The sequence below is a fragment of the Klebsiella terrigena genome, assembly GCF_012029655.1.
Lineage (GTDB): Bacteria > Pseudomonadota > Gammaproteobacteria > Enterobacterales > Enterobacteriaceae > Klebsiella > Klebsiella terrigena.
Genome location: NZ_CP050508.1, coordinates 1146756 through 1167745, shown reverse-complemented (window position 1 = coordinate 1167745; position 20990 = coordinate 1146756). Strand labels below are relative to the sequence as shown.

The 20990-nt window shown below is 58.1% G+C and carries 19 protein-coding genes; 10 read left to right on the top strand and 9 right to left on the bottom strand.

The genetic code is table 11. The features are described 5' to 3' along the window. Positions 1 to 66 precede the first annotated feature (66 nt). Together srlR and gutQ are read left to right on the top strand one after the other, a co-directional pair. Positions 67 to 840 carry a glucitol operon DNA-binding transcriptional repressor SrlR gene (gene srlR / locus HCK03_RS05565; protein WP_076946053.1) on the top strand — a complete coding sequence of 258 codons (774 nt, stop codon included), beginning with the start codon at positions 67 to 69 and terminating at the stop codon, positions 838 to 840. Then, positions 833 to 1798, top strand: a complete 966-nt coding sequence (gutQ, locus tag HCK03_RS05560; protein ID WP_041146878.1) for an arabinose-5-phosphate isomerase GutQ — start codon at positions 833 to 835, stop codon at positions 1796 to 1798. Before srlR ends, gutQ begins: the two co-directional genes overlap by 8 nt. On the opposite strand, the gene norR is transcribed toward gutQ, so the two are convergent. Further along, complete coding sequence (norR, locus tag HCK03_RS05555; RefSeq protein ID WP_167691251.1) at positions 1761 to 3305, bottom strand: nitric oxide reductase transcriptional regulator NorR; 1545 nt, start codon at positions 3303 to 3305, stop codon at positions 1761 to 1763. The genes gutQ and norR overlap by 38 nt on opposite strands. 186 nt (positions 3306 to 3491) lie before the next feature. Here norR and norV point away from each other — a divergent pair, with 186 nt between their 5' ends. The 6 genes from norV to HCK03_RS05530 all read left to right on the top strand — a co-directional run bounded on the left by norV (position 3492) and on the right by HCK03_RS05530 (position 10386). After that, the gene (norV, locus tag HCK03_RS05550; RefSeq protein WP_167691250.1) at positions 3492 to 4937 is read left to right on the top strand and encodes an anaerobic nitric oxide reductase flavorubredoxin; all 1446 of its coding nucleotides are present in this window, start codon (positions 3492 to 3494) and stop codon (positions 4935 to 4937) included. Further along, entirely contained in the window at positions 4934 to 6067 is a 1134-nt protein-coding gene (norW, locus tag HCK03_RS05545) for an NADH:flavorubredoxin reductase NorW (protein ID WP_076946050.1), read from the top strand. The genes norV and norW overlap by 4 nt, the downstream gene beginning before the upstream one ends. 603 nt (positions 6068 to 6670) lie before the next feature. Then, the gene (locus HCK03_RS26255; protein WP_123552111.1) at positions 6671 to 6895 is read left to right on the top strand and encodes a hypothetical protein; all 225 of its coding nucleotides are present in this window, start codon (positions 6671 to 6673) and stop codon (positions 6893 to 6895) included. A 426-nt stretch (positions 6896 to 7321) separates the two neighbouring features. Continuing rightward, positions 7322 to 8281 carry a hypothetical protein gene (locus tag HCK03_RS05540; RefSeq protein WP_167691249.1) on the top strand — a complete coding sequence of 320 codons (960 nt, stop codon included), beginning with the start codon at positions 7322 to 7324 and terminating at the stop codon, positions 8279 to 8281. A 216-nt stretch (positions 8282 to 8497) separates the two neighbouring features. Beyond that, positions 8498 to 9364 (top strand): hypothetical protein, encoded by an 867-nt coding sequence (locus HCK03_RS05535; RefSeq protein ID WP_167691248.1) that lies wholly within the window; start codon positions 8498 to 8500, stop codon positions 9362 to 9364. A 560-nt stretch (positions 9365 to 9924) separates the two neighbouring features. After that, complete coding sequence (locus HCK03_RS05530; protein ID WP_167691247.1) at positions 9925 to 10386, top strand: SymE family type I addiction module toxin; 462 nt, start codon at positions 9925 to 9927, stop codon at positions 10384 to 10386. 49 nt (positions 10387 to 10435) lie between these two features. Here HCK03_RS05530 and HCK03_RS05525 read toward each other — a convergent pair whose 3' ends face one another. The 4 genes from HCK03_RS05525 to HCK03_RS05510 form a co-directional block, all read right to left on the bottom strand. Further along, positions 10436 to 11449 (bottom strand): HoxN/HupN/NixA family nickel/cobalt transporter, encoded by a 1014-nt coding sequence (locus HCK03_RS05525; protein ID WP_167691246.1) that lies wholly within the window; start codon positions 11447 to 11449, stop codon positions 10436 to 10438. Then, on the bottom strand, positions 11446 to 13680 hold the full coding sequence (hypF, locus tag HCK03_RS05520; protein ID WP_167691245.1) for a carbamoyltransferase HypF: 2235 nt from the start codon (positions 13678 to 13680) through the stop codon (positions 11446 to 11448). The genes HCK03_RS05525 and hypF overlap by 4 nt, the downstream gene beginning before the upstream one ends. Before the next feature lie 12 nt (positions 13681 to 13692). Then, positions 13693 to 14220 carry an electron transport protein HydN gene (gene hydN, locus HCK03_RS05515; RefSeq protein WP_041146888.1) on the bottom strand — a complete coding sequence of 176 codons (528 nt, stop codon included), beginning with the start codon at positions 14218 to 14220 and terminating at the stop codon, positions 13693 to 13695. Positions 14221 to 14354: 134 nt separating this feature from the next. Continuing rightward, positions 14355 to 15368, bottom strand: a complete 1014-nt coding sequence (locus HCK03_RS05510; RefSeq protein WP_041146889.1) for a LacI family DNA-binding transcriptional regulator — start codon at positions 15366 to 15368, stop codon at positions 14355 to 14357. Positions 15369 to 15633: 265 nt separating this feature from the next. Here HCK03_RS05510 and ascF point away from each other — a divergent pair, with 265 nt between their 5' ends. Together ascF and HCK03_RS05500 are read left to right on the top strand one after the other, a co-directional pair. Then, complete coding sequence (ascF, locus tag HCK03_RS05505; RefSeq protein WP_041146891.1) at positions 15634 to 17076, top strand: PTS cellobiose/arbutin/salicin transporter subunit IIBC; 1443 nt, start codon at positions 15634 to 15636, stop codon at positions 17074 to 17076. A gap of 27 nt (positions 17077 to 17103) precedes the next feature. Next, positions 17104 to 18528, top strand: a complete 1425-nt coding sequence (locus HCK03_RS05500; RefSeq protein ID WP_076946041.1) for a 6-phospho-beta-glucosidase — start codon at positions 17104 to 17106, stop codon at positions 18526 to 18528. 262 nt (positions 18529 to 18790) lie between these two features. Here the strand turns inward: HCK03_RS05500 and hycI are convergent, their stop codons facing one another. From hycI to HCK03_RS05480, 4 genes are read right to left on the bottom strand one after another with little or no spacing between them, the layout of a single operon-like run. Then, entirely contained in the window at positions 18791 to 19276 is a 486-nt protein-coding gene (gene hycI, locus HCK03_RS05495) for a hydrogenase maturation peptidase HycI (RefSeq protein WP_167691244.1), read from the bottom strand. Then, positions 19269 to 19679, bottom strand: a complete 411-nt coding sequence (locus HCK03_RS05490; protein WP_041146894.1) for a formate hydrogenlyase maturation HycH family protein — start codon at positions 19677 to 19679, stop codon at positions 19269 to 19271. Before HCK03_RS05490 ends, hycI begins: the two co-directional genes overlap by 8 nt. Beyond that, a complete protein-coding gene (locus HCK03_RS05485) occupies positions 19676 to 20443 on the bottom strand; it encodes an NADH-quinone oxidoreductase subunit B family protein (protein ID WP_041146895.1) in 768 nt (255 codons plus the stop codon). Before HCK03_RS05485 ends, HCK03_RS05490 begins: the two co-directional genes overlap by 4 nt. Next, a complete protein-coding gene (locus HCK03_RS05480) occupies positions 20443 to 20985 on the bottom strand; it encodes a formate hydrogenlyase complex iron-sulfur subunit (RefSeq protein WP_076946039.1) in 543 nt (180 codons plus the stop codon). The genes HCK03_RS05485 and HCK03_RS05480 overlap by 1 nt, the downstream gene beginning before the upstream one ends. Positions 20986 to 20990 lie beyond the last annotated feature (5 nt).

Below are 20990 nucleotides of genomic sequence, written 5' to 3'. Positions count from 1 at the left end.
TCGTTGTAAAAGTAAATATCTTGCGAAATTATCACATCGAAACTTTAAACGCAGGATGTAACCGCTATGAAACCACGTCAGCGACAGGCAGCTATTCTTGAGCATCTGCAGTCGCAGGGTAAGTGCTCGGTCGAGGAGCTGGCGCAACACTTCGATACTACCGGCACGACGATCCGCAAGGATCTGGTGACCCTCGAACACGCCGGCACCGTCATTCGCACCTACGGCGGAGTGGTGTTGAATAAAGACGAAAGCGACCCGCCTATCGATCATAAAACGCTGATCAATACCGCCAAGAAGGCGCGTATCGCCGAAGCCGCCGTGCGTTTTATTCACGACGGCGACTCGATTATCCTCGATGCCGGCAGTACGGTGCTGCAGATGGTCCCCCTGCTCAGCCGCTTTAATAACATCACCGTCATGACCAACAGCCTGCATATCGTCAACGCCCTCTCTGAGCTCGATAACGAACAAACGATCCTGATGCCCGGCGGCACCTTTCGCAAAAAATCAGCCTCCTTTCACGGACAGCTGGCGGAGAATGCCTTCGAGCAGTTCAGCTTCGACAAGCTGTTTATGGGGACCGACGGCATCGATCTGAACGCCGGGGTCACCACCTTCAACGAGGTTTATACCGTCAGCAAAGCGATGTGCAACGCCGCCAGGGAGGTGATCCTGATGGCCGACTCGTCGAAGTTTGGCCGCAAAAGCCCAAACATCGTCTGCGGCCTTGAAAGCGTGGATATGCTGATTACCGATGCCGGTATCGACCCGACCTTCCAGCGGGCGCTGGAAGAAAAAGGCATCAAAGTGATTATAACTGGAGAAGATCATGAGTAACTTTCTGTTAGAAGCCGGACGCCAGACCCTGCAGCTGGAGCTCCAGGAGGCGAGCCGCCTGCCTGAACGCCTGGGCGACGACTTCATCCGCGCGGCGGAAACCATCATCCACTGCGAAGGCAAACTGATTGTTTCCGGTATCGGCAAATCGGGCCATATCGGCAAAAAGCTGGCGGCGACCTTTGCCAGCACCGGCACGCCGGCGTTTTTTGTCCACCCGGCGGAGGCGCTGCACGGCGATCTGGGGATGCTCGACGGCCGCGACGTGATGCTCTTTATCTCCTACTCCGGCGGGGCGAAGGAGCTCGACCTGATCGTGCCCCGGCTGGAAGAAAAATCGATTCCTCTGCTGGCGATGACAGGCAAATCGAAATCCCCGCTGGCGCTGGCGGCCAGGGCGGTGCTGGACATTGCCGTAGAGCGCGAGGCCTGCCCGATGCACCTCGCCCCGACCTCCAGCACCGTCAACACCCTGATGCTCGGCGACGCCCTGGCGATGGCGGTAATGCAGGCCCGCGGCTTCAATGAAGAAGATTTTGCCCGCTCGCATCCGGCCGGCGCGCTCGGCGCGCGGCTGCTGAATAAAGTGCATCATCTGATGCGTCGCGACGAAGACGTGCCGCGCGTTGACGTCACCGCCAGCGTAATGAGCGCCATGCTTGAACTCAGCCGCACCGGGCTGGGGCTGGTGGCGGTATGCGATGCGCAAAACCGCGTCGAGGGCGTATTCACCGACGGCGACCTGCGCCGCTGGCTGGTGGGCGGCGGCACCCTTGAGGATACCGTCAGCCGCGCGATGACCCGCAACGGCGTGACGCTGCAGGATCAAAGCCGCGCGGTTGATGCCAAAGAGCGCCTGATGAAGCACAAGATCAGCGCCGCTCCGGTAGTGGATGAGCGCGGCCAGCTGGTCGGCGCGATTAACCTGCAGAACTTTTATCAGGCCGGGATTCTTTAAGCCCCAGACGCTTCGCCAGCCGATGCAGGTTGGCGACGTCCAGCGCCAGCGCCCGGGCAGCCGCCGCCCAGCTGCGGTTATTCTCCGCCAGCGCCCGGGCAATCGCCTCGCGCTGGAAGGCCTCCGTCGCCTCGCGCAGGTTTATCGCCTGCGTCGGCGCCAGCGGCGCGGCGCTCGGCAGGTTTGGCGCTTCGCCGGCAAACTGAAAGTGCTGCGGCTCCAGCACAATGTCATCATCCGCCTGGGTCGCCCGCGCCAGCACCACCGCGCGATGAATCGCATGCTCCAGCTCGCGGACGTTGCCCGGCCACGGCCAGGCGCCCAGCCTTGCCCGCGCGGCGCTGCTTAACACCACCTGCCCCAGCCCCATCCGCAGGCGGCACTGCTCGCAGAAATAGCCCGCCAGCAGCACCACGTCCTGGTCCCGCTCGCGCAGCGCCGGCACCGACAGCGGAAAGACGCTCAGCCGGTGATAGAGATCGGCGCGAAAGCGCCCTTCTACTACCTCCTGGCGCAGGTCGCGGTTGGTGGCCGCCAGCACCCGCACGTCCACCCGCAGGCTGCGATCGTCCCCGACGCGCTGAATGTCGCCGTACTGCAGCACGCGCAGCAGCTTCGCCTGCAGCGCCAGCGACAGCTCGCCAATTTCATCGAGGAACAGCGTGCCGTTATCGGCCATTTCAAACTTGCCGCTGCGGTTGCTGATAGCCCCGGTAAACGCCCCTTTGACGTGGCCGAACAGCTCGCTCTCGGCCACGCTTTCCGGCAGCGCCGCGCAGTTGAGGTAGACCAGCGGATTGGCAGCGCGCGGCGAGCCCTGATGCACGGCTTTCGCCACCAGCTCCTTGCCGGTGCCGGTTTCACCGTCAATCAGCACGTTGAGATCCGATGCCGCGACGATATCAATCTCCTTTTTCAGCTGCAGCATCGGCGCCGAAAGGCCAATAATCTCCTGACGATCGGCGGCCGGGTAGCTCGCGCTCGGCTCCGGCAGCACGTTCTGATTCTCCAGGCGGGCGATCAGCAGCGCATTGTTGAGCGCCCCCGCCACCAGCGCGGCAATCAGCCGCAGCTCCTCATCGCTGAAGCTGTCAAAGCGGTCGGCGTCCATGCCGTCGAGGGTCAGCGCGCCGATCAGCGTCTGTCCGGCAAACAGCGGCAGCCCAACGCAGGCGTGAACCTTGAGGCTTTCCTGGCCGGGGATCAGCCCGTCATACGGGTCCGGCAGGTCGCTATCCGCCGGGAAGCGCACCACGTCGCCGGCACGGGCGATAGCCTCTAAACGCGGATGCCCCTCGAGGGAAAAGCGCCGCCCGAGCACGTCCTGGGCGAGGCCATCGATCGCCAGCGGCACAAACTGGTGCGCCTCATAGCGCAGCAGCGCCGAGGCATCGCAGCCGAGGATCTGCCGCAGGGTGGCAATCAGGCGCGGGAAGCGGTCGGCGTGGCCGATATCGCTTTGCAAATCAATGGCGATTTTCGCCAGCGCCTCTACGGAAAAGCTCATCGCTGCCTCACTGTCATTTTGACAATCACAATAGTCATAACGACTATTTTAACCATTGTCATTTTGACATCAATGTTTTTAACGAAAAATAATAAACAGAACAAAATCAAACAATTAAAAAGTTGGCACGCAACTTGATATAAGCAAAACATCTATTTTGAAAACGCTGAATTAATTGAGGTTGCTATGTCTATTCTGGTTAAAAATAACATTCATTGGGTTGGCCAACGCGACTGGGAAGTGCGCGATTTCCACGGAACCGAATATAAAACGCTGCGCGGCAGCAGCTACAACAGCTATCTCATCCGCGAAGAAAAGAACGTCCTGATCGATACCGTGGATCACAAATTCAGCCGCGAGTTCGTGCAGAACCTGCGCAGCGAAATCGACCTCGCCGATATCGACTACATCGTGATTAACCATGCGGAAGAGGACCACGCCGGGGCGCTGACCGAGCTGATGAACTGCATCCCGGACACCCCGATTTACTGCACCGCCAACGCCATCGACTCCATTACCGGCCACCACCATCACCCTGAGTGGAACTTTAAGGTGGTGAAAACCGGCGACAGCCTCGACCTCGGCAACGGTAAGCAGCTGATCTTCGTTGAAACCCCGATGCTGCACTGGCCGGACAGCATGATGACCTATATGACCGGCGACGCGGTGCTGTTCAGCAACGACGCCTTCGGCCAGCACTACTGCGACGAGCACCTGTTCAACGACGAAGTGGATCAGACCGAACTGTTCGAGCAGTGCCAGCGCTACTACGCCAACATCCTGACGCCGTTCAGCCGCCTGGTGACGCCGAAAATTACCGAAATCCTCGGATTCAACCTGCCAGTGGATATGATCGCCACCTCCCACGGCGTGGTATGGCGCGATAACCCAACGCAAATCGTCGAAATGTATCTGAAATGGGCGGCGGATTATCAGGAAGACCGCATCACCATTTTCTACGACACCATGTCCAACAACACCCGCATGATGGCCGACGCGATCGCCCAGGGCATCACCGACATCGACCCGCGCGTGGCGGTGAAAATCTTTAACGTCGCCCGCAGCGACAAAAACGAAATACTGACCAACGTCTTCCGCTCAAAAGGCGTGCTGGTGGGCACCTCGACCATGAACAACGTCATGATGCCGAAAATCGCCGGCCTGGTGGAGGAGATGACCGGCCTGCGTTTTCGCAACAAGCGCGCCAGCGCCTTTGGCTCCCACGGCTGGAGCGGCGGCGCGGTTGACCGCCTCTCTACCCGCCTGCAGGATGCCGGCTTTGAAATGTCCCTGAGCCTGAAGGCGAAGTGGCGCCCGGACCTGGATGCGCTGGAAATTTGCCGCGAGCACGGCCGCGAAATCGCCCGCCAGTGGGCCCTCTCCCCGCTGCCGGCCAGCGCTGATAAAAAAGCGTCGGCTGAACAGAGCGACTGCGCCGCGGCAGCGGCGGCCGACCTCGGCCCGTCAATGCAGTGCAGCGTGTGCCAGTGGATCTACGATCCGGCGAAAGGCGAACCGAACCAGGACGTCCAGCCCGGCACCCCGTGGAGCGACGTGCCGGATAACTTCCTGTGCCCTGAGTGCTCTCTCGGCAAAGATGTCTTTGACGTTCTGGCAACGGAGGCAAAATGAGTGATGGCATCGTCATCATCGGCTCGGGCTTCGCGGCCCGCCAGCTGGTAAAAAATATTCGTAAGCAGGACCCGCAGATCCCGCTGACGCTGATCGCCGCCGACAGCATGGATGAGTACAACAAACCGGATCTCAGCCACGTCATCAGCCGCGGTCAGAGCGCCGACGATCTGACCCTGCAAACCGCCGGGGAGTTTGCCGAACAGTATAATCTGCGCCTGTTCCCGCATACCTGGGTGAGCGATATCGACGCCGAGGGCAAAGTGGTCAAAAGCCAGGATCGCGAGTGGCGCTACGACAAGCTGGTGCTGGCCACCGGCGCCGCGCCCTTTATTCCGCCGGTACCGGGCCGCGAGCTGATGCTCACCCTCAACAGCCAGCGGGAATACGGTGCCGCCCAAACCCGGCTCCACGACGCGCGGCGCGTGCTGATCGTCGGCGGTGGGCTGATCGGCTGCGAGCTGGCGATGGATTTCTGCCGCGCCGGTAAAGCGGTGACGGTGGTCGATAACTCCGCCAGCGTGCTGTCGGCGCTGATGCCGCCGGAGGCCAGCAGCCGCCTGCAGCATCGGTTAACCGATATGGGCGTGCACCTGATGCTGAAAACCCAGCTCGAAGGGCTGGAGCAAACCGCCGACGGCATCCGCGTAACCGTCGATCGCCAGCGCAGCGTGACCGTGGACGCGGTGGTTGCCGCCGCCGGCCTGCGCCCGGAAACCGCCCTGGCGCGTCGGGCAGGCCTTGAGATTAACCGCGGCGTGGTGGTCGATAGCCGCCTGCGCAGCAGCCATCCGGCAATTTTTGCCCTCGGCGACTGCGCCGAAATTAACGGTATGGTGCTGCCGTTCCTGCAGCCTATTTTGCTCAGCGCCATGTGCCTGAGCAAAAATCTGCTCGAACAGCCGGGCGAGCTGAAGCTGCCGCCGATGCTGGTGAAGGTGAAAACCCCGGATCTGCCGCTACATCTGGCCGGGGATACGCGGCGCGAAGACCTAACGTGGAATATCGTGGCCGCCAACGACGGCCTGGTGGCTAAAGGCGTGGATGCGGAAAACCAGCTGCGCGCCTTTGTGGTCAGCGAAGACCGGATGAAAGAGGCCTTTGCGCTGCTGAAGCAACTGGTGAGCTAAGCGCTTTCCCGGGTCGCGACGTCAGCGCCTTGCCCGTGTATAGCTACCCCCGTTATACAACCCCTCTCTTGAGTTGTGTAACGGGGGTATATTGCGTTCGTATATCCGGCCCCTCTCTCAACACCATCACCACCGTATACGGCCAGGATGCTATCTGCGCCCTTGCTTCCCTTCGGGCTATCGGGCTTGTTTGTCAGAGCGCCTTTAGCCAGGCCAGCTTATTATCCGAGCCTCCTTTAACAGCTTAAAAGCTGTTTTCTCATCACTGTAATCCTGGTTTAACAGCCCGAAGGATGTGTCAGAACCAACGACGACTGCGGCCCGCTTATTATGAGACATGTTTATCTGGTAACAATGCTCAACCAATTGCGTCCATTGCACCCTGGTTTCGCAAAGTGAATGGGCTAACGCCAAAAGACGTGTGTGAAAGGTTAAAAGTGCCCTGCAGGCTTACGCTCGCCTGGATGCCAGCCCTGCCACGGACAGAATCACCGCAAAATCCTTCAGGATGAAAATTAGCTTTACCCCTACATTTAGTGGTGGTTAAGTGAAAGGGTTTTATCTATTCTGCTTTTATCAGCGAGCAGGCCGGAGTCACTCTTTGTGGATAATCCCATTCTTCAGAAAACCCTCATTATCGTTATTCTCATCCTGTGGGTAATCGATGAATTCCGGACCAGGAAAAGAAAAACGTCTGACCCCGCTATTGAAGCCGCTGATGCCAGGGAACGACATCAATGGCGCTATCTCAGATGGGGGTTCCGGGCCATACAAGCGGCAGCGACGGTGTATATCGTCGTTCAGCTAATTCAGGTATTGCTGAGATAGATGCCACAAGAAGGTTAAGCTGGACAGACACATTTACTGCCCAGGTGGGCCGTGGTGGGTACCGTTGTGTAGGTCCCCTGAGTGCCAGAAGCAGACATTTTGAGGTTCAAGATTTGTTAATCAATTGAGACAAATACTTATCTATATCAATCCACATTAAATACTGTGCAATACATCATTGAATTATTACTAGATAAGCACTATTTTGGTAAAGTGGAAGTCATAGGTGACATGCCGCTACTTGTTGGTTTTTATAGGCTATATCTAGATTATTTTGCCGCTGCGGCCTCTGTTTACCTAACAGCTTGGATTTCTTTGCATGCAAGTCTGTAATATCGAGTGTAATCAAACGGAATGTATATTGCTCCCAAACTGCAGCGTATCGCGTTACGCTATCCAAGGTTATTCCAACATGAGTCCCCCTATATGGCACGAAAATTAATAATATTCGGCAACGGTCTCGGCATGGCTTTAGATCCTGCTCACTTCTCCTTAGACAGGGCGTTGGCAGAAATTTGGCATCGCCCCAATTTTTTAACCGATACTCACAAGCAACTTGTGGAGCGTTGTCTTCAGCGGCAAGGTCCACCAGCAGGGGAACATGAGTTGGATACCCTTCACCAAGCTATCACATATTGCAAAGCTCTTGCTCAAATTGGAGAAGGAAACGTGCATTGGCTTACTGAAGATGGACTAAATTTCCCCGAAATCACCGCCACTTATATCCACAAAGTTGCAACTAGGTTGCATAATTACGATGAAGATTTGCCGCAAAGATTCAAAAATGCGCTTGTGGAATTTGTAAAAACCACACGCACTCATATTGCGACATTAAACTATGACAAATTATTATACAACTCATTCATAGATAATGATATATTCAGCGGGTATGATGGGTATTTAGTTGATGGGATGTTAGGTCACGGATTTTCCTCTGCAGCGCTCGAACGGAAATATGATCGTAGGTTTGGTTATTATTTGCATTTGCATGGCTCACCACTATTTATTAATCAGGGTGAAAATGTTTTTAAACTTTCACGCTCTCAACTTACGGTTGACAGAGATGAACCTAGCGAACATATAGTGTTAACTCATATAAAAAGAAAACCGTCAGTTATAGCAGCATCTAATGTTCTTTCTACGTACTGGGATTATTTGCAGTTTGCATTATTTGAATCAGAAGAAATAATACTGTTTGGTTATTCTGGTCTCGATATTCACCTAAACATGCTTATTCGACCTTACCTAACCTCTAAGCCTTTAAGAGTAATTGAGTGGAGCGGTGCAGGTGAACAAAACGCCCGTGAGATACACTGGCGAAATTTGTTGGGACGGGCAGTTACTGTAACAAGGTTGGATAACATCACTGATTTTATCAATTGGTAGCGCAATGCGAAGTTAGTATCGAGAGTATACGCTTCTAACTTCGCTGAGCTGAAATGTATTCACTATTTACTTATGGTATGTGTATATTCTAATTATGGATTTTCACATGTGTAAAAATAGGAAAAACTCAACTTCAAGTCATTGGTATCTGAGTTGCGGATAAAGCGACAGATAATGAGGAAGTATGAATCTAGCATGATGGATCTATAGAAATTTATGAAAACAGAATTTGAAGAGAAAGATTTTGAGGCTCCTTTATACAACGAGTTAAGGTTTGGAAGTCATCGAATTGCTACTCCCGGACAAGTATTTGAAGGAAAATTTGGAATTGATGCAGCACTAGAGGCTGAACATCCTTTATTTTGGGATTTGTTTGGTTTTCATGATGTTCCAAAGGGTGTAATACTTGAAGATCTTAGATGGGGATTCATGTGGCGTCAGCTTAGAAGAAAACGTAAATTACCCACTTTCAGCACAAATTTATTGATCCAAGCAAAGCGTCCGACCCCAATGAATAGACCATCACCTCTCCTTAAAGGCCATGGTTTTTCTACCAAGTTTTGGCGATTTGATATAACAGTACATCAGCAAGAAATTCTTGAAAAAGTATCACGAAATTTGCGCAGAAAGGCTCTTGTTGTATACGCTTCACCTGCATTTCATTCTCTAGATGAACTTTATGAGTTTACTGAGAGTCAGTTGGTAATGGAAAATACTAATTTTGTCAAGGTTGAACGATTACATAATCATAAACAGTGGAACTACTATCAACCAGGCACAAGGGGTGTTGCGCATTCGACACCTGAGTTCATAGACGATGTTCCATTCAATTTAATGCTTAGACAAGCAGTTGAGCTTAATAATGAAGATGGAAATGTTTCTGAAAATCTTAGTTTCCTTCATGAAAGGACAATTGAAGCATGCAAAGATATTCAGGACCACAATCCAATAGCAAGATATTATCTACGGCTTCAAGGCCGAATTATGCGTTTGGGGGAAATATATGAACTCAAGGAAACACTACACTATGTTTCTTTTAATTTATTTTGCAATGTTGCGAAGTTGAGATGGCTAGTCCTATAAGCATACATTTATCCTGTAGAACAGTGGACATGCTAAATAATGGAAATTTTTCGGGGTAAGTGGCGGTGATTGTGATCTGCTCCCAGTTGATTCCTGCATGATAATGTGAGTGTTACAACCATGGGCAAGCTTCCGCTCCTCGCTCATACCAGCCCTTTAGCGTTACCGTTCACCTTGTTGCCTGTACTCTGGCTCGCCCCAGTGTCCACGGCATGGAAGGAAGCATTCGGCAGCCCGCCGTTCTTGCGAAAGGCATTGGATAGATACCCTCAATCCCGCTCCCCATGACAAAACCCCCGTGTACTCTTATTAATAATGCAACGTTGCATGATTTTATATTCTTTCCTGAATCCCCTTCGCATTAATCAATGTTGTCCATGATATATACACTGTGTTTTTATTCAGTGCAGTATAATAAATAAACTCAGATAAAACCCTCACCTGTCATAACGGAAGGATGGCAGGATGGAATAAGCAGGAAGATTTTTAAAGAGCGCGGTATGAAAGTGTAACCAGCACTTCCACACCGCTAACCACAGACAACTAAACAGGAGTTGAATATGGCTGAGCAGAATTTTAAGCCAGAAAGTGCTATTGCCAAAATAGATTCTGATGAATCAGAAACGAGTGGTAAAAATTGCGAGCTGGAACGTAAAAAATCCGTTAAGCACTTGCAGAATAAATCCACAACGGAGTCACCACTACCGCTTGACCGCACGGAGTTTTATGACCGTATGCGGCATGACTATATCCCGCTCCAGGGTGACTGGCTGTCGCAGGCCGGATTTACGTCGGGTATGCCGGTAAGAATCAGAGTGATGCCAGATTGCATTGTGATCACCGCCCAGAACAGCCGGGAGCTGTTCGGTTGTGCCGAAGGGTTAAGCGCGGCTCATTTCAGCAAGAAGAAAATGGACTTGTGGATCAAGACGTTTCCCGGTGCGCTTAACGATACCGGTGACCTGCCGGTCATCCGGCGGGAGAATCCCCGCTATGATTGCCTGAAGCGAAGCCGTGACTGACCCTTAAGGTAAAATCCCGGCTCAGGCGGCCGGGACGATATCCCCCGACCTACTGCGCCAGATTATCGTATCCGCGCCAGCGATAGTTAATCACCGACAGCACCCAGCAGGCGACAAACAGCCCGATGACTACGAAGCCGGCGTTGCCAAGATTATCGTTCAGCGCCGCCACCCAGCGCCACGGCCCGCCGCTGAGCGCAAACTTATCCATCAGCAGGCCCAGCGCCTCCATGCCGCCGATAAACAGCGCCACCACCACCGAAGTCCCGGTAATGGTCATATTGTAATAGAGCTTGCGCTGTGGCTTGCTGAACGCCCAGCCGTAGGCGCCGACCATCAGCACGTTATCGAGGGTATCCACCAGCGCCATGCCGCTGGCAAACAGCGCCGGGAAGACCATAATCGACCAGATAGAGATGCCGCTCGAGGCGGTGGCGGCGGAGATCCCCAGCACGCCAATCTCGGTCGCGGTATCAAACCCGAGGCCGAACAGAAAGCCGACCAGGTACATCTGCCAGCTGCGGCTAATCAGGCGGAAGGTTTTGCCGAACAGCCAGCTCATCATGCCGCCGCCCGCCGCCACCTCATCGCTCACCTTCTCCCCACGCTTCCACGCCTGAAAGCTACGCCAGACGCTGCGCAGAATAAACAGATTGATAAAGGCCATCAGCAGCAGAAACAGCGCCGAAACGGCGGTGCCGATCGCGCTGCCGGTATCGTGGAACCAGCTCATCTGCTGGCCGAACGCCGTCGCGGTGGCGGCAATGGCGGCGGAGGCCAGCACCACAATCGACGAGTGCCCCAGCGAGAACCAGGCGCCCACGCCGAACGGACGCTGCCCCTGCTGCATCATCTTGCGCGTCACGCTATCAATCGCCGCAATATGATCGGCATCGACCGCATGACGCAGGCCGTATCCCCAGGCCAGCAGGCTGGCGGCCATCAGCGCGCCGCTGTCGCCAAAGGCCTGCCACGCCCAGACCCAGGCGACCAGGTTGGCCACAATAAGCCCCAGCACCAGCGCTGCGGCGCGCGGCTGCTGGCGTAAAATCGTCACTATCATGAGGGTGTCCTGTGAGCCTGCCAGCGGGCGGCGGCGACCGCCGCCTGACCAAACGCGATGGCTCCATCACCGGCAGGCAGCTGATGCGGAAACAGCAGAGTAAAATCCGCCAGATAAAACGTCAATCGGCAAACCAGCAGCCGGTTGTGCAACACCCCGCCGCTAAACACCAGCGTAGAGATGCCGCGCCTGGCGGCGTGGTCGCGCACCATTGCCGCCAGCCCGCGAGCCAGCGCATCGTGAAAGGCCCAGGCCTTGTGCGCCGGCTGCGCCTGCCAGCCTAGCCACAAGCGCCAGAAGGTGGCGAGATCCAGCTGGCCGTCGCGCCACGGCAGGCTAACCGGATGGTCGACACCCTCGCAGGTCGCCGCCAGCGCCTCCAGCCGGCAGGCCGCTTCCCCTTCGTAGCTCAGCGTGGTCGGCGCGCAGCCCAGCGCGCAGGCCACGGCATCAAACAGCCGCCCGCAGGAAGAAGCCTTAGGCGCATTAATTCCCCGCTCGACGGCGCGGGCGACCAGCGGCCACGCCTGCCGGAGCAGAGGCTCGGTTTCAGGATAGTTTTGCCACTCCGGCACAAAGGCCAGGCAGTGGGCCAGCAGGTTGCGCCACGGCTGACGCGCCGCCAGATCGCCGCCGGGGAGCGCCACCGCCGGCAGACCCGCCAGATGCTCGCACTTGAGGTAGTTCACCCGCAGGCATTCGCCGCCCCACAGCGCGCCGTCCTCCCCCATGCCGATACCGTCCAGCACCAGGGCGATGACGTCCCCGGCCGCCAGCGGCCAGCCGTGCTCCGCCAGGCAGGCGGCGGCGTGGGCGTGGTGGTGCAGCACCCGCTCGGTCGGCAGCGGCATCGACGCCGCCCACTTCGCCGAACGGTAGCCCGGATGCGCATCGGCCACGATCCCCTGCGGGGTAAAGGCGTAAATCTCCTGCATCAGGCGCAGCGCTTCGCGCCACTGCGCCTCCACGCCCTCATCGCCGAGGTCGCCAAAATGCTGGCTCAGCACCGCTTCACCGCCGCGCACCAGGCAGAAGGTATTTTTCATATCCGCGCCGAGGCACAGCAGCGGCGGGAGGTCGTGAAACCCCGGTGGCAGCGGCAGCGCGTCCGGCACGTAGCCGCGCGAACGGCGCAGCATCTCCCCGCTTTGCCGCACCACGGAATCATCCATCCGCTGCACGATATCGCGGTTATGCAGCAAAAATCCGTCGGCAATCCCGGCTAAATCCGCCAGCGCCCGCTCGTTAGTCAGCGCCGGAGGGCGCCCGCTGAGATTGCCGGAGGTCATCACCACCGGGCGCGCCAGCGCCTGTAGCACCAGGTGCTGGAGCGGGTTCGACGCCAGCATAACGCCCGCCTCCGCCAGCCCCGGCGCGATATCGTCGCACAGGCCGTCGATCCGCGTTTTATCCACCAGCACCACCGGCGCGGCGGGCGACGACAGCAGCGCCAGCGCCTCGGCCGGCAATCCCTCCGCCGTCGGCAGCATCACCGCCAGCGGCTTAGCCGGGCGATGCTTACGCTGGCGCAGAGTCGCCACGGCGCCCGCGTTTCCGGCGTCGCAGGCGAGATGGAAGCCGCCAAGCCCTTTAATTGCCACAATCTGTCCGGCAGCAATCCGCTCCGCTGCCGCCCGCAGCGCCGCCTCGCCGTAGCAGCTCTCCTCCCCGCTGCGCCACTCAAGCCGCGGCCCGCACGATTCGCAGGCCACCGGCTGGGCATGAAAGCGCCTGTCGGCCGGATTGCGGTATTCGGCTTCGCAGGACGGGCACAGCGGGAACGGCGCCATCGCGGTAAACGGGCGGTCGTAGGGCATGGCGCGGATAATGGTAAAGCGCGGTCCGCAGTGGGTGCAGTTGATAAACGGGTAGCGGTAGCGGCGCTCCTCGGGATCGTTCATCTCCGCCAGGCACGCCGGACAGGTGGCGGCATCGGGAACGATCTGCGTGCGCATGGTTTCGCCTGCGCTCCGGCGGATGGTGAACGCCTCCGGCAGGGCCTGCCAGACAAACGGCGCGGCCCGCGCGCTGTCGATTCGCGCCAGCGGCGGACAGTGGCGAGCCAGCGCGGGGATAAACTCCGCCTCGTCGCCCAGCAGGCGCACCAGCACGCCGTCGCCGTCGTTGCACACGTCGCCGAGGCGCCCTAAGCGCTGCGCCAGCTGCCAGACGAAGGGGCGAAATCCCACCCCCTGCACCTTGCCGCGGATGCGGATTTCCACCCCGTTCATGCCGCTATCGTCCTACCAGGCCAGCGCCGTACGACGACGTTTTTCAATATTCATCTGCTCGAGCTTGTTGCGGTCAACGCAGATAAGCGCGTGCGTCGGGCAGACGTCCATACAGGCCGGCCCCTCTTCGCGATGATGACAAAGGTCGCACTTATTGGCTTCGGCTTTTTCCGCCGTCACGTTCAGGCCCGCGCCGCTATTGCGGATCACCGGACGCACCACCACTTCCATCGCCCCGTACGGGCAGGCCACGACGCAGGTTTTGCAGCCAATGCAGCGCTCCTGCATCACGTGGACAAAGCCCTTATCGCGGCTGATGGCCCCGTTCGGGCAGACGTTAGCGCAGGGCGCGTCTTCACACTGACGACAGGCGGTGGCCGTCGACACGTTGACGCCCTTGATCACATGGATACGCGGTAAAAAAGATTTTGGCGTCAGCGCGGCGCAGTCCTGATTGGCCTGATGAGAGACCACGCAGGCGACTTCGCAGGTGCGACAGCCGATGCATTTGCTCGCGTCGGCAATAATGAAACGGTTCATCCATTTCTCCAGCAGTAAGAAGGTTACGCGCCGGAGTATGCATAATACGTTCCAGTTTTTATCGCATTGATAGTAAAAGGAATTAATTAGCTGGTCTCTGTCATCGTCAGATGTGACGATGACAGATGACGATCTCAGACGCCGGGGCCAGCGGTAAGAGAATCGCGCTCAATCAGCTCGCCGGGGAAGGTTTGCTGGAATTTTAGATCGCCGCCGTCGAGCATAAAAATCAGCCGGTTAATGCTCTCTTTGATCATCTCCGTCACCGGAATTTTGACGCTGGACAGCGCCGGGATCATATAGGGCGCCAGCACGATGTCATCGAAGCCAATCACCGAGACCTGCTCCGGCACCTTCACGCCGTGCAGATGCAGCTGCTTCATCGCACCAATCGCCATATCGTCGTTGCTCGCCACCAGCGCGCTGTAGCTAACGCCGCGCTGACGCAGCGTCTCAACCCCGGCCGCACCGGTTTCCGGCGTCCATTTGCCCTTCACGATCAGCGCGTCGTTGAGCGCGATATCGTGCTGGGCCAGCGCCTCTTTGTAGCCGGCGAGACGCTCGATGCCGGTCGGCGAATCCAGCGAGCCGGTGATAAAGGCAATTTCGCGGTGGCCGCGGGCGATGAGCTGGCGTACCGCGGCCAGGGCCGAGGCTTTTTGATCGGACCAGACGCAGTGGCTGGCGTTGCGCCGCAGGCGGCGGTTAAGCACCATGATCGGCCTTTCGTGCTGCTCAACGATGGCGTCCATTTCATCGACGCTCAGAAAGCGCGGGTAGATAATAATCGCGTCGCAGCGCAGGTCGAGGAGGTACTGAATCGCCTCCCGCTCCTCGTCGGCGCTGTGCTTGCCGTCGGCGAGGATCAGCTGACGCCCCTTGTCTTCGGTCATCCGCGCGACCTGAAACAGCAGCTCGCTGAAGTAAACCCCGTGATAGAGGGTATTGGTGACCACCAGCCCCAGGGTCTGGCTCTTTTTGGTAGCCAGATTGCGCGCCAGCAGGTTCGGCCGGTAGCCGCTTTCGGCAACGGCCTGGAACACGCGATCTTTCGTCTCCTGGCTGACGTAGCCGTTGCCCGATAGCACCCGCGAAACCGTCGCCTTCGACACCCCTGCGCGCTTAGCGACCTCCAGCATCGTTGCCATGTTGTTCTTCCTGTTGCAAAAGATGCCCGCAGTGTACTGCACGCCCTGCCGTTTTACAGCCTTGACGCGCGCGCCGGGCAGATTCTTTTCTGCGGTATAAGCCGATCAAAATCACAAAACGGAAATATGATTTTTTTAGATCTTGTTTGCGAAGGTGAAACTCATCATGATTTTGTGGAACCGGTTTCCTACCTATGCACGCTGCCCTGCCGCTTTGCGGCGCGGTGAAAAGCCAGTACCCCATTGATAAACAGGATAAAATCCGATGTCTAAAAATTATGCAGCCCTGGCACAGCAGATCGTCTCGGCGATTGGCGGCGTTGATAACGTCACCGCCGTCACCCACTGCATGACCCGCCTTCGTTTCGTGGTCAAAGACAACGAGCGGGTGGATAGCGCGACCCTAAAAGGGCTGAAAGGCGTACTGGGCGTCGTGCGCAGCGATAACCAGTGCCAGGTGATCGTCGGCAACACCGTCTCCCAGGCCTACCGCGAAGTCGTGAGCCTGCTGCCGGGTGAGATGCGCCCGGCGGAGCCCGTGGGCAAGCCGCCGCTGACCTTCAGGCGGGTCGGTGCCGGGATCCTCGATGCGCTGATCGGCACCATGTCGCCGCTGATCCCGGCGATTATCGGCGGATCGATGGTCAAGCTGCTGGCGATGATCCTCGAGATGAGCGGCGTCCTGCCGAAAGGCGCGCCGACGCTCACCATCCTGACGGTGATTGGCGACGGCGCCTTCTTCTTCCTGCCGCTGATGGTGGCCGCCTCCGCGGCGGTCAAATTCAAAACCAATATGTCGCTGGCAATTGCCATTGCCGGGGTGCTGGTGCACCCGAGCTTTATCGAGCTGATGGCTAAGGCCGCTCAGGGCGAACACGTCGAGTTCGCCTTTATTCCGGTCACCGCGGTGAAATATACCTACACCGTGATCCCGGCGCTGGTGATGACCTGGTGCCTCTCCTATATCGAGCGCTGGGTCGACAGGATCACCCCGGCGGTGACGAAAAACTTCCTTAAGCCGATGCTGATCGTGCTGATCGCCGCGCCGCTGGCCATTCTGCTGATCGGCCCGCTCGGGATCTGGATCGGCAGCGCCATCTCGGCGCTGGTTTACACCGTACACCACTACCTCGGCTGGCTGTCGGTGGCGATTATGGGCGCCCTGTGGCCGCTGCTGGTGATGACCGGGATGCACCGCGTCTTTACGCCGACTATCATTCAGACCATTGCCGAAACCGGCAAAGAGGGGATGGTGATGCCGTCAGAAATCGGCGCCAACCTGTCGCTGGGCGGCTCGTCGCTGGCGGTGGCGTGGAAAACGAAAAACCCGGAGCTGCGCCAGACGGCGCTGGCGGCGGCAGCCTCGGCTATTCTGGCCGGGATCTCCGAGCCGGCGCTGTACGGGGTCGCAATACGGCTTAAACGCCCGCTGATCGCCAGCCTGATCAGCGGCTTTATCTGCGGCGCGGTAGCCGGTATCGCCGGCCTTGCCAGCCACTCAATGGCGGCACCGGGGCTGTTTACCAGCGTCCAGTTCTTCGATCCGGCGAATCCGATGACCCTCGTCTGGGTCTTCGGCGTGATGGCGCTGGCGGTGGTGCTGTCGTTTGTGCTGACCCTGCTGCTCGGCTTTGAGGATATCCCGGTGGAAGATGCCGCCGCCGATGCCCGACAGCGCCAGGCGACGGCCGAAGCATCGCACGCCTGAACATAATTTTTGACACAGAGGTAACGCATGGCGACTTTTCCAAACGGATTTTTATGGGGCGGCGCACTGGCCGCCAACCAGGCTGAAGGGGCATATCTGGAGGGCGGCAAAGGGCTGACCACCGTCGATACCCTTCCCCACGGCGCCAGGCGCCTGCCGGTCAAGCTGGGGCTGGAAAAGCGCTTTCAGCTGCGTGACGATGAGTTCTACCCCAGCCATACGGCGATCGATTTTTATCATCGCTATAAAGAGGACATCGCCCTGATGGCGGAGATGGGCTTTAGCGTATTTCGCACCTCCATCGCCTGGAGCCGCCTGTTCCCCAACGGCGACGAGCAGGAGCCGAATGCGCAGGGGATCGCCTTCTACCGCTCGCTGTTTGAGGAGTGTAAAAAGCACAATATCGAGCCGCTGGTGACCCTGTGCCACTTCGACGTGCCGATGCACCTGGTGACCGAGTACGGCTCGTGGCGCAATCGCAAAATGGTCGGGTTCTTTACCCACTACGCCCGCACCTGCTTTGAAGCCTTCGACGGGCTGGTGAAGTACTGGCTGACCTTCAACGAAATCAACATCATGCTCCATAGCCCCTACTCCGGCGCCGGCCTGGCGTTCGAAGAGGGGGAGAATCAGGATCAGGTGAAGTACCAGGCCGCGCACCACGAGCTGATTGCCAGCGCCCAGGTGACCAAAATCGCCCACGAGGTGAACGCGCAAAATCAGGTGGGCTGCATGCTGGCGGGCGGCAATTTCTACCCCTGGTCCTGCAAGCCGGAAGATGTGTGGATGGCGCTGGAAAAAGATCGCGAAAACCTGCTCTTTATCGACGTGCAGGCGCGCGGCGCCTGGCCGGTATGGGCGGCGCGGATGCTCCGCGAGAAGGGCGTGACGATTGTCAAAGAGCCGGGCGACGACGAGATCCTGCGCAACACCGTCGATTTTGTCTCCTTCAGCTACTACGCCTCGCGCTGCGCCTCGGCGGAGATGAACGCCAGCAATACCAACGCGGCCAATATCGTGAAGTCGTTAAAAAACCCCTATATTCAGGCCAGCGAATGGGGCTGGGGAATCGACCCCCTCGGCCTGCGCATCACCATGAATATGATGTATGACCGCTACCAGAAGCCGCTATTCCTCGTGGAAAATGGCCTCGGCGCGCGGGATGAAATCGACGCCAACGGCGAGATTAACGACGACTACCGCATCAGCTATCTGCGCGAGCACATCAAAGCGATGGGCGACGCTATCGAAGACGGTATCCCGGTAATGGGCTACACCAGCTGGGGCTGTATTGACCTGGTGGCCGCCTCCACCGGCGAGATGAGCAAACGCTACGGCTTCGTCTACGTTGACCGCGATGACGCCGGCAACGGTACCCTCGACCGTAAGCGCAAGAAGTCGTTCTGGTGGTATAAAAAGGTCATTGCCAGCAATGGGGAAGATTTGGCGTAGTGTGCCCCGCGGACTGAGGGAGCCTCAGCTTAACAAACACCTGCAACACGGAAATTTTCCCGGCTTGCGCTACGCTTAGCCGGGCTACAGGTTCATCAACGCCCGCGGACCGGTAGCCCGGACAGATGCGCAGCATCGCCTCCGGGACTGGCAAACGCTACGGGTGACAAAAGTCGTCGTAGCCCGGGTAAGGCGTTTACGCCGCGACCCGGGAAAAAAGTACGCTTGCTCCCCCAGGCCGAACTTCCGGCTCGCGCTGCGCTTAGCCGGGGAACGCCGGCTCCTCTGCGGCTTCAAGTGCCGCAAAACCGCCATTCCCCTGCCAGCCATCAAGTCGCGCGTACACCACCTCGACCGCGTCCTTAATCGGCTGGGTCATCGGATAGTAGAAGCCGACGATATCCGGCTGAATGCCTAAGAAAATCACCTCGCCAACGTCCTCTTTCAGCTGATCGATCAGATAGTTGAGCGGCATATTGTGGGTGGTCATCATAAACATCTCGGCGATGTCGTCGGGATCGACGATGCGGATCTCGCCGGGGTTAAGCCCCATATCGGTGGCGTCGACGATCAGCAGGCGGTCGGGGCGCAGCTCGCGGATCGCGACAACGTCATTTTCCGGGGCGCTGCCGCCGTCAATCACTACCCAGCCGCCCGTCGGGTTTGCCGCGCACGTTTCCGCCAGCAGCGGACCCGCGCCGTCGTCGCCCATCATACTGTTGCCCACGCAGAGTAAAACGTCAGTCACGGAGTCTCCTCACCATCAGATAGATGGCGCTTTCCTGGTGAATATCGTGAAGCATGCTGAGCATCAGCCTGCTCCACGCCTGCTGCGCCGGCGTCTGCCCGGCCTGCGCCTTATCAAAGGCGTTGGCCAGCATGGTGACGTGATTGCTGTCGATAACGATTTCGCCATACTTCGGCACGCCTTCCATTTTACGCCGGGCGGTGCTGCCCGCCTCAAGGGTGGCGATCCACGCCAGGTACTCATCCCACGGGCAGCTCAGCGCCGTTTCCAGGCAGTCGATAACCCCGAGATGGTGACCAATCGCCAGGCTGTAATAGACAACCTGCTGCGCCTGGTCAGGCGTGGCGTCGTTCTCATCGATAAATTTACGGCTCAGCTGGCTGAACACCACCGTTTCGCTCATCGGATGCGCGCCTCCTCAACCACCTGATTGAGATGGGTGACTATCTCGGTCAGACGCGGATCTTTTTCCGCCTCCAGCCAGCGCACAACCTGGCTGTCGCCCTGGCCGAGCAGGCGCATATAGTCATCGGCAATCTGCCGACCGTAGCGATAGCCCGCCAGGCGGCGCGCTTCGCGATCGATGCGCACCCGCAGCGGCTGGACCATATTCGGATGCAGAATTTCCGCCGCCTTCTCATCCTGCTCGCCCGGCAGCCGGGCGTGAATTTTCTGCTCCAGCAGGCCCAGCGCCATGGCAAAGCCGTACAGCGTCGCCGCCGGCGTCGGCGGGCAGCCGGGAATATAGACGTCAACCGGCACAATTTTGTCGGTGCCGCCCCAGACGCAGTACAGGTCATGGAAGATGCCGCCGCTGTTGCCGCAGGCGCCGTAGGAGATACAGATTTTCGGGTCCGGCGCGGACTGCCAGGCGCGCAGCGCCGGTGAGCGCATGGCGCGGGTCACCGCCCCGGTGAACAGCAGGATATCGGCGTGACGCGGCGACGGAACGACCTTTATTCCGAAGCGTTCGGCATCAAACAGCGGCGAAAGGGTGGCAAAAATCTCAATCTCGCAGCCGTTGCAGCCGCCGCAGTCCACGCGGTACACGTAGGCGGAACGCTTAATACTCTTCAGCAGCGATGCCTTCATGCTGGCGATAGACTCATCTACCGTCATCGGCACAGGAATGCCGTTCTCATCGCGCGGGCCCAGTAAATTGCTCATCAGCTGGCCTCTCTCATATGGCGAGTCAGTTCAATACGATCGGACGGCACCAGGCACTTCTGGCGCTTGCACTCCGGGCAGGTCTCGAAGCTTTCTCGGTGCAGCTCGGCGCGGGTATCGCCGTTGTGCTCCAGCAGCGCGATGGCGTAATCGATCTCTTTTTGCACGGCGAACGGACGCGCGCACGCCCGGCAGCGGCAAATATCAAAGCGCGACTGCTGGAGGAAATCCTCTTTCTTCCACACCGCCAGCTCGTACTCCTGCGAGAGCTTAATCGCCGCCGTCGGGCACACCTCCTCGCAGCGGCCGCAAAAGATGCAGCGCCCGAGGTTGAACTGCCACGCCAGTTGGTGAGTGACGAGGTCGGTTTCCACCGTCAGGGCATTCGACGGGCAGGCGTTAACGCAGGCCGCGCAGCCGATGCACTGCTGGGGGCTGTGCTCCGGCTTGCCGCGGAAGTTTTTATCTACCGGCATCGGCTCCAGCGGGTAAGCGTGCGTCGCGGCGCCGGTCTTAATGACTTTTTTGATAAAGGTAAACATGGCGG